Origin of the sequence: Algoriphagus mannitolivorans DSM 15301 (assembly GCF_000429425.1) — a bacterium.
Taxonomy (GTDB): Bacteria; Bacteroidota; Bacteroidia; order Cytophagales; family Cyclobacteriaceae; genus Algoriphagus; species Algoriphagus mannitolivorans.
Genome location: NZ_AUBV01000010.1, coordinates 249,535 through 258,741, shown reverse-complemented (window position 1 = coordinate 258,741; position 9,207 = coordinate 249,535). Strand labels below are relative to the sequence as shown.

General features: G+C 41.5%; 6 protein-coding genes. 1 reads left to right on the top strand and 5 read right to left on the bottom strand.

Translation table 11 applies throughout. The annotated features are described in order from the left end of the window. The 5 genes from G458_RS0113690 to G458_RS0113670 form a co-directional block, all read right to left on the bottom strand. Positions 1–950, bottom strand: a 950-nt coding sequence (locus G458_RS0113690) for a right-handed parallel beta-helix repeat-containing protein (RefSeq protein ID WP_026952402.1), incomplete at its 3' end; no start/stop codon positions are given. Between the two features lie 259 nt (positions 951–1,209). Continuing rightward, positions 1,210–1,914, bottom strand: coding sequence for a hypothetical protein (locus tag G458_RS0113685; RefSeq protein ID WP_026952401.1), 705 nt, complete (start codon positions 1,912–1,914; stop codon positions 1,210–1,212). Between the two features lie 14 nt (positions 1,915–1,928). Beyond that, a complete protein-coding gene (locus tag G458_RS0113680; RefSeq protein ID WP_157359794.1) occupies positions 1,929–2,537 on the bottom strand; it encodes a hypothetical protein in 609 nt (202 codons plus the stop codon). A 199-nt stretch (positions 2,538–2,736) separates the two neighbouring features. After that, complete coding sequence (locus G458_RS21485) at positions 2,737–4,260, bottom strand: histidine kinase (protein ID WP_026952399.1); 1,524 nt, start codon at positions 4,258–4,260, stop codon at positions 2,737–2,739. 6 nt (positions 4,261–4,266) lie between these two features. Beyond that, positions 4,267–4,953 (bottom strand): LytR/AlgR family response regulator transcription factor, encoded by a 687-nt coding sequence (locus G458_RS0113670; RefSeq protein WP_026952398.1) that lies wholly within the window; start codon positions 4,951–4,953, stop codon positions 4,267–4,269. Between the two features lie 218 nt (positions 4,954–5,171). Between G458_RS0113670 and G458_RS0113665 the strand changes: the two genes are divergently transcribed. Beyond that, the gene (locus G458_RS0113665) at positions 5,172–9,182 is read left to right on the top strand and encodes a hybrid sensor histidine kinase/response regulator transcription factor (protein WP_051287290.1); all 4,011 of its coding nucleotides are present in this window, start codon (positions 5,172–5,174) and stop codon (positions 9,180–9,182) included. Positions 9,183–9,207 lie beyond the last annotated feature (25 nt).

The window sequence follows — 9,207 nt, the reverse complement described above, 5'->3', positions numbered from 1 at the left end:
TAGTACAAAAATACCGTTTGACCGCTGCTGCTGCTCCCGATCATGTTGTTGGCTACCAAGGCCGGAGATCCGTCCACCGCATTGCAAAACTGCATGTTCAATCCATACTGACGACCACCGAAAAGACGGTTCCCAACAACCCTCGTTGCCCCTTCCACCTCATTCAGCTCCAAAGCGTAGGAAGAACTCCAACTCGTAGAGCGCATCGTCACTCGGTTGTCTTCAATCACCGCAGCGGTCAACCTGTCCACGTAAATGCCGTAAGAAAAAACCTCTAAAATTGTGTTATTGATTATTTCTACCCCTGATCCTCTAAAACTACTCGAGGTACCTCCCCGATAATAAATTCCATTTGACCCTCCTACAATTGTATTTCCAAAAAACCGAATCGAAGATGAAGTAGTAGGTTGTAAAACGACATTTCCTCTTTCAAAATTCGCAGTACTTGTATCAGGGGATTCCAGCATACATTGCTCAATCGTTATATTTTGAACATCACCTTGCGCATGAAGAGTCCTAGCATAAGTAGTTCCCAATGCAAGGACTTTTATGTTTTTCAAAACGTAATGACTACCACCGTCAAACCGAATAACGAAATTATCCGCTGTTCCAATAGCTGAATATTGAATGACAACGTCCTCCGGATTCCCGGATTGGCTTTGAAAAGTAATTGTATTAGTCTCCGATGCCCCCGAAATAGCACCTAGAAGGACCTGTTCCGAATAGGTTCCAGTCTGAACTTCAAAGGTAACCGGACCAGAAATCCCGTTGGTTGTCAAGGACGAAATAGCATCCGAGAAGGAAGGATAGTCTCCTGATGCTCCTATGGAGTAAGTCCCCGAAAGCTGCTGAGCGAATGTTTGACCGGAAAACAGAAAAAGAGAAAGTCCTAGAAATAAAAGTAATTGATGGACTTTGCTAATAAATCGAAGTTGTAAAATTGATTCCATAATGTTTTGGATTTAATCGACTGGTGAAGGAAAGCCCTAAAACCACTTCTAAAAATCCAAAACCCAAGCCGCTAAGGATATCACTCTTGTATCAAATGATAGTACTGGTGTAACAGCTCCCTTTTCTGAGGAAAAATCCTCTTCCAATCCATCCCTTTTCCTATTTGGGTCTTTTTACCAATCCGGGTACCTAAAAAAACCTACTCTATGGAAGAGCAGGCAAAAAATACATGTGTTAAGTTTTAAAAATAAAGTAAACTCAATAGTAAGTCCCTACCCATTTTATGGCAGATAGGTCCTGCGGATTTTTGATTTTCACCTTGGATGGAAAAGAGGCCCGGATTTCGGGATTGGTTTCAAATACTTCCTCTATCTCATATTCCACCCAATTAAAACCCTTTTTCAATTCCAACTGAAAATCATACTCCACCTCCACTGATTCCTCATCCGACACATAAATCTGTTCGCTGCAGGCGGTATGAATAGAGACCTCCTCGGCCACATAGATTACTTCAAAAAAAGATCCTGGAATGGCATTGTTGTAGCCAGAGTCCTCCAGCCAGGGTCTAAGCTTCTCATCTGAAACCAAAAAAGCAGTCCCGGCCCATTGATCTCCTTGATTCATGCGGATGTAATCAACCCGATAGGCAGGCACTTCAAAACCTAATCCGAACTCCTCTCTATCATTACATCCAAAGAAAAAACTATAGCCTAATTCCCCCTCAAACATGGACTGAACTTCATTCGGTACATTTTTTAAATCCAATCCATCAAGATTTACAGCAAACTGACCCCTTTGATCCACTGTACCGGCAACAATTGGGTAATCCATCCCAAAAGGCATCAAAACCAGCTCCATTTTTGATCTCGGATGATTTTCTATCACCCCCGTGAGCTGTTGAGCGTTTACCTTGGATATTCCCAAGAGTAAAGAAACAGCCACAATCACTTGCATTTTATCCATAGTAAAAGTCAGATTTATTTTTTTTTTCTTCTCACATCATTCACAAAAGCCCAAAGCTCATTCATGGGAACCTGGTGACCTTTGAAAGTAACCTGGAACCTACCGGCACAGACAAATTCTATTTCAGAAGACTGACTTTTGGAATTGAGCCTTTCCAAAACCCGAATCCCTTGATGCTCATAGATCCGTGAATAGCCATCTTCACTTTTTTCCTCATAGTCAGGCATCAATTTTTGCTCAGTAGCCTTGACCAGTACATTTCCGGTAGCCCCTGCCCCATCCAATAATTCCATGGAGATTTGTCTTTCATTTCCACCTTCTTCCTGATAGGTGGAAATCACCCCGCTGATTCCCATGGCTTGCTTATGTCCAAGCATGATCTTTTTCATTTCCATTTTTCCCACCTTTTGAGGAATCAGGTCTTTGAGCTGATCGTTGCTCAAAGGCACTTGCTCTTCCAATGTTTCTGGATTGACGGCTGAGTAGTGATCGAAGGAATCCAAAAACTCGGTCAAGGTCATCCCCTCTCCGGAGTGTGACGGAGTTTTTGAGTTTGATTCTTCTGTTTTTTGACAGGAAAATGACAGGAAAATCAAAATCAGCAAAAATGGATTCTTATTCATCTGGACCTGTAATGAGGAATGGTTTGTGTAGTTGGGGAATAGATTTTTTAGAACAAAAAGCCTTGAAAAACCAATCAATAGTACCAAACCGGTTAGAGCACTATAACTCTCAAAAATACCCAATACTGAAAAGGAAGGGTCACAGGTATGTATCAAATGATAGCAATCCTGTAACATTCCTCCAATCTTTCAAATTATTTTACAACACCCTCAGGTAAAAAATCACCTCAGTCCCGGATTCCTCCGACAGCCCCTGATGGTCTCGGATTTCAAAATGGTAGTTTAAGTTTTCGCTTTGATTAAAAAATTTAAGCCGGTCTGCGGAAAGAGAAATCCCTATGGACTGCTTGGAAATGGTTTGATCAGATTTCAATTTCGAAGACTCCTCCCTACCTATCCCATTGTCTCTGATAGAAACAAGCACGTCTTCATTTTCCCTAAAAACATGGATTTTGATAGTCTTTGCACCATTCTTGGTCATCAATCCGTGCCAGATTGCATTTTCCAAGAAAGGCTGAAATACCAATGGTGGCACTTTAACTTCTCTGAGATTGACATCCCTTCCCACTTCCAGCTGTACCTGAATCCCATCTTCAAATCGAATGGACTCCAGACTGAGGTATAATTTGGCAATATCCAATTCCTCCCCAAGTGATATCTTGAATTCTCGGGAGCTTTCCAAAATCATTCGGATCAGCTTAGCAAAGCGATTCAAATACAAAACCGCATTTTCCTTGTCACTCTCGATCAAAAAGACTTTGATTGAATTCAGCGCATTGAAAATAAAATGGGGATTCATCTGACTTCTCAGAGATTGAAGATGAAGCTGAGTGATTTGTTGCTCGTATTCCGACCGGAGTTTGGCCACCCGCTGCTCTTCTGCATCCGCTTCCAAAAAGGATATCTTACTTTCTTTTTCTTGAATTTCTTTCTGAAGACTTTTATTCAGTTGATCTCGTAATTTTTCGTTTTCTTGGAGCTGATCCAATAGAAGGGTCTGAACTTCAAACTTCTGCTCATAGACCTCCCGCTGCTTGATAGCCAAGGCATAGGTATAGAGAAAGTTCTCTGCCAATACTGCCAAATAATACACATAGTAGTATTTGTTGGTGAAGGAGAGGTCTCTTCCGAAAGTCAAAAATGCAAGAATAAAAGAACTGATACCCAAAATCAGGTATCCCGCCAAAATCACATACCGCACCGCCTCCCCAGTTTTGATAGTTAGGTAGATTCCATAAATCAGAAAAATCAAAGTGCAAGGCATAAAAATCAGGATGTAATACCATCTCATGTAATCATATCCATCCCATAAGTATCTGCCTAAAACGAGTACGGCAAAAATCGAACTGGTCACCAAAGCATAGATCGTAAAGAAGCGGGTAAACTTTGGGAAGTGCTTTTTGAAGTTGAGAATTTCGATCAGGAAAAAGGAAAAAACCAAGTAGCTGGCAAACTGAATGGGAAAATTGATATGGATGAAAAAATCAGCGTACTCCATATAAATATGCTCCACAAATACTCCCTTGACCCTTTTGATCAGATTGACCGCATTGATAAAAGCATATACACTGTAGAGGAGGTAAAACTTCTCCCTGCTTTTGACAAAAAGGACAAAGTGATAGACGGAAAGGTAAAACAGAATGCTTGTGACCGCCCAGCCCAGTCCGTTAAAGTTGCTTTGCTCCAGCAGTTCGGTCAGTGAATATCCTTTTAAAAAATCCATGAGCTATTACTTCAGGGCTTCAATAAATCCAGGTCGCTTCAATCTGGACACAGGAAGTTTGATGCCGCCTTCCAGCACCACTTTGCCCGTAGACTTTTCATAAGCTTTGACCCATTTCAGATTAATCAAGAAAGAATGATGAATCCGGAAAAAGGCCAGCCCGGAAAATACATCCTCCAATAGCTTTAATCGTTTGGATACCAGAATTTTCCCATCCTTGAGGGTAGTTACCTGTGAATAGCTCCCCTCGCTTTCGCAATACAACACCTCCTCCGGATCAATCAGGATCAATTGATCGTCTCGATTGATGGATATTTTACGGGATTCTTTTTGATTTTTTTTCGTCGAGATTCTCTCCAAAACCCTTTCCAAATCTGCATTTTCCACCGGCTTAAGCAGGTAATCGAAAGCCCTTTCCCGAATCGCCTGTATCGCATGCTCTGCATATGCTGTTACAAAGACCACTTCAAAATCCCTGTTTGGAAAATATTCCAGAAACCGGAACCCGTCCATTTTCGGCATGGAAATATCCAAAAAAACGCAATCCACATTCAGTTCGGGAAGCTTATGGATAGCTTCTTCTGCTTCTCTAAACTTTCCCACGATTTCTACCTCTTTTACTGTGCGTTGTATTTCCCACTCCAGAGAAAGAATGGACTTAGGCTCATCATCAACCAATGCCACACGAATCATCTTATTTCAAAATTTGAATTGGTTAAAAATCGCTTCTAAAAATCTCATCAGGGAGATACATGTTAAATATTCAGCTCAAAATCCAAATTTTCTAACAAATAATTGATCTTTTTCAAGTTTTAATTTTTAATACTACTAAAAAATCCAATCAAAAGTACCAGTTATGAACTATTCTGTACCATGAGAAAATGGAAGACTATTTTTCGATTTATTGAGCTATGACTTATTCTTCTTTTTCAGATCAATTGGCAAAAGCCCGATTTATTTCCCGCAATTTTTTTCGTGCTACTATATTGATTTTTCTATTCAGGTCATCCTTCGCTCAGGAAAACCTCTCTTTTCGGCAGCTTTCTGTGAATGATGGACTTTCCCAAAACAGCGCGATATCCATTGCCCAAGACGTGGACGGATTTCTTTGGATAGCCACCCAAGAAGGACTCAATCGATACGATGGGCGCAATTTTTTGATTTTCGAAAAGAAGTTTCTTGATATCACCGAATCTACCCGTCTCATGCTCGGAAAAGTATTTGCAGACCGGAGGAACAGGGTTTGGATTATTCCTGAAAGTTCCATTCCTGAGCTTCTGGATCGGGAAAAGATGGAATTCAGGCCGATTGAAGGCATTTCTTCTGCCAACAGCATTTTGGAAGATGTGGATGGGACAATCTGGTTTGGTACGCTCTCCGGTCAGCTTTACTCCTGGAATGAAGCGCTGAAAAAGGCCGAAATGATCTGGTCCGATCCGGAAAAAGAGATCGTGAATTTGAACAGGTATGATGAAGCCCATCTTCTGTTGACTTTGCGGGACGAAGTAATCCTTTGGAACAAAAGCTCCGGAACACATACCTCTGTCTGGAAGCCTTCCCCGGAGACTATCCTATCAGTTTCAATTCTTGATCATACCGGCCGTTTTTGGTTTGGGACCTTAAACAGGGGGCTTTGGACCAAAAAAGCTGGAGATGAAGCCGTGGCTTCGGACGAATATCTGAACCAAAAAGTAAATCCTGAGGAAATGATCTTGGACCTACTTCTGGATACCAAAAAAAGACTCTGGGTGGCGACCTATGGCCGAGGAGTTCAAAAGATCAATTTAGAAAGAAAAACCCTGTCCGAATACTCCTATTCCAAACAGAATCCAAGGTCAATTCACTACAACGATATCCTGAGTATTTTTGAAGATTACACGGGCACACTTTGGTTTGGGTCTGATGGAGCAGGGTTGAGCTTTTATGATTCATATCTGGAAAAATTCAACTTTTTTCACAATCAGGAAGTACCCGAAAACATCAATATCGACGTAGTCAGGTCCATCTACGTGGACGAATTTGAAAATGTATGGCTAGGCACTTCAGGCAAAGGACTGACACGCTATAATCCCAAAACCAACACTTGGAAGACCTTTGTCCATGACCCTGAAAATAAACAAAGCCTTTCCAGCAATCGGGTCATGAGTCTCTTGGGAGATGGCAAAGGAAAATTATGGATAGGATATCAGGACGAAGGCTTGAGCTTATTTGACCTGAGTTCGGAGCGCTTTCAACATTTCCACACCGAAAGTACTATTCCTCAGCCTGGATTCACGATATGGAAAATATACAGAGATAGTAAAAACCGGTTTTGGCTTTGCAGCAGAAATGACGGTTTAATTTGGTTTGACCCTGTAAAAGGCGTCCAAAAGCAATTTGTCCATCAGCCGAATAGGCCGGAAAGCATACCGGACAACAATATCAGAACTATGCTGGAAGCCCCTTCAGGTGATTTTTGGATTGGAACAGAAAATCATGGAATTGCCAAGCTAAATCTGGGGAATGAAACATTTGAAAGGTATACCCATCAGGCTGGAAACCCAAATTCCATCAGTAGCAACAGCATCAAATCCCTTCATCTGGAAGAAAACAATCTTTGGATAGGAACCAACGGAGGAGGGCTCAGCCAAATGGAATTGAAAACCGAAAAAATCACCACCCTGAATGTGGATACCGGTCTGCCAAACAATGTCATATACGCAATTCTGGAAGATCAAAACAAGAACCTTTGGCTCAGTTCCAACAAAGGAATCACCAAAGTACACCTGACCAAGGATCCTTCCAACCCATTTCAGATTACCAATTACTCCAACTATGACGGATTAGCCACGGAGTTCAACACCGGAGCTTATTTTAAGAATGAAGACGGAACACTCTATTTTGGGAGCTTGGATGGGTTCTACTGGTTTAATCCCGAGGATATTTTCCTCAACGAAATACCTCCAAAAATTGCAATCACCGAACTTTCGGCCTTTGACCAAAAAATTGACCTGAAGGAAGGTCTAAAGCTAAAGCACAATCAGAATACCCTTAGCTTCAGCATGGCTAGCTTGGTCTTTTCCTCACCGGGAAAAAATCAGTTTGAGTACATGCTTGAAAACCACGACGCAAATTGGGTCTCCAATGGATACAATCACCAAGCCCGGTACACTAATTTGGCACCCGGGACTTACAGATTTCTAGTCCGGGGAAGCAATTATGATGGGGTCTGGTCCGAAGAGCCCGTAGCCTTTGAGTTTAGCATTTCACCTCCTTGGTATTTTGGCAATCTGGCAAAGGTGGTTTATGTGTTTTTGTTCGCGATTATCATCTTATGGATTTATCAATACCTGAAATGGAAATGGCAAATTCAGTTTTCTCTGAAAATGAAAGACCGGGAAACCCAGACTCTGAAAGAAATTGACGAGTTTAAAACTCAGCTATTTACCAATATCTCCCATGAGTTTCGAACCCCATTGACTTTGATTTCCGGTCCCATAGACCGACTGATGAGTCAAACCGATAGCCCCGTGGTAAAGTCCCAACTGAATCTGGTCAAAACCAACTCCCAACGCCTGCTAACTCTGGTTGACCAACTTTTGGAGATCAGCAAGATCAAAACAGGGAAAAACAGGCTGACCATCCGCAAAGGGAACTTTGGACTTTTACTTCAGTCTATTGTAGCTAATTACTTCTATCAGGCCTCTGAAAAGGGAGTCCGCCTATCAGCCAGCATCCCCTTGATGACCGAAGTTTGGTTTGACTCCGATAAAGTGGAAAAAATCGTCAAAACCCTGATTCAGAATGCGATCAAATACAGCAAAGAGAATACGGAGGTGAAATTGGAAAGCTTCATCAATGATGGAAATCTGAATTTGAAAATTAAAAATGAGAGCCTGGAGGAATATAAAAAAGAAGATTTAAGCAAGCTATTTCTCAGGTATCACCTAGGAAAAGGCAATAAAAAGGATTTTGGTTTGGGGCTTTCTCTAGTTCAGGAGATGACCCACTTATATCATGGCGAGTTTAAGATTGATTACAAAGATTCCAAGTGGTTTGAGGTGGCTATAGTTTTGCCAGTAGACAAATATGCTTTCCATCCTGAGGAAGTGATTGATGAAGAGGCGGATACCTTTGAACTCCCTAAATTGCCTGTTCTCAATGAAGAGGAAAAAAACAAACAACCGCTGGTGCTCATTGTGGAAGACAATACCAAAGTTCGGGAGTTTTTGGTAAGGGAATTGGACCCGTATTTTCAGACAATTGAGGCGGAAAATGGAAAGAAAGGTCTTTTTGTTGCCTTGAAAAAAGTTCCGGATCTGATCATATCGGATGTGATGATGCCCGAAATGGATGGGTTTGAGCTTTGCAAAAAAATCAAAAATGAAGAGCTGACTTCACACATTCCGGTTATTCTTTTGACAGCCAAAGCAGATGAGCAAAGTCAGATGGAAGGAATTCAGGCTGGAGCGGATGACTTCATCCTCAAACCATTCAAAACCAATCAATTGCTACTCCGAATAGAAAAATTGATTGAGCTCCGAACCCAACTTCAAATCCGCTTTTCCGGAAAAAATCCCATTTCACCAAAAGAAATAGCAGTTACCAATTTGGATGAACGCTTTCTGGAAAAATTACAGGAAATCGTGGACAACGAACTTTCGGATAGTAATTTCTCTGTGGATGAGTTCAGTAAAAAAATGGGAATGAGCCGAATGCAGCTGCATCGAAAGCTTACCGCATTGACGGGCCTATCTACTACCGCTTACATGAAAGACCAACGATTACGAATAGCTGTTCTGCGATTGGAAAAAACGGGCGAGACAATTTCTGAAATTGCCTATGCAGTGGGATTTTCCTCTCCCTCCTATTTTATCAAAAGTTTTAAGGAAACCTACGGAGTAACCCCTGCAGAATACCAACAAAACAATTCAAAAAAATAGGGTCAGCAGAAACTGACCCTAAAGA

Coding starts and splice junctions, on each gene's coding strand:
- G458_RS0113685 (WP_026952401.1), bottom strand. CDS start 1,914: ATGGATAAAATGCAAGTGATTGTGGCTGTTTCTTTACTCTTGGGAATA.
- G458_RS0113680 (WP_157359794.1), bottom strand. CDS start 2,537: ATGAATAAGAATCCATTTTTGCTGATTTTGATTTTCCTGTCATTTTCC.
- G458_RS21485 (WP_026952399.1), bottom strand. CDS start 4,260: ATGGATTTTTTAAAAGGATATTCACTGACCGAACTGCTGGAGCAAAGC.
- G458_RS0113670 (WP_026952398.1), bottom strand. CDS start 4,953: ATGATTCGTGTGGCATTGGTTGATGATGAGCCTAAGTCCATTCTTTCT.
- G458_RS0113665 (WP_051287290.1), top strand. CDS start 5,172: ATGACTTATTCTTCTTTTTCAGATCAATTGGCAAAAGCCCGATTTATT.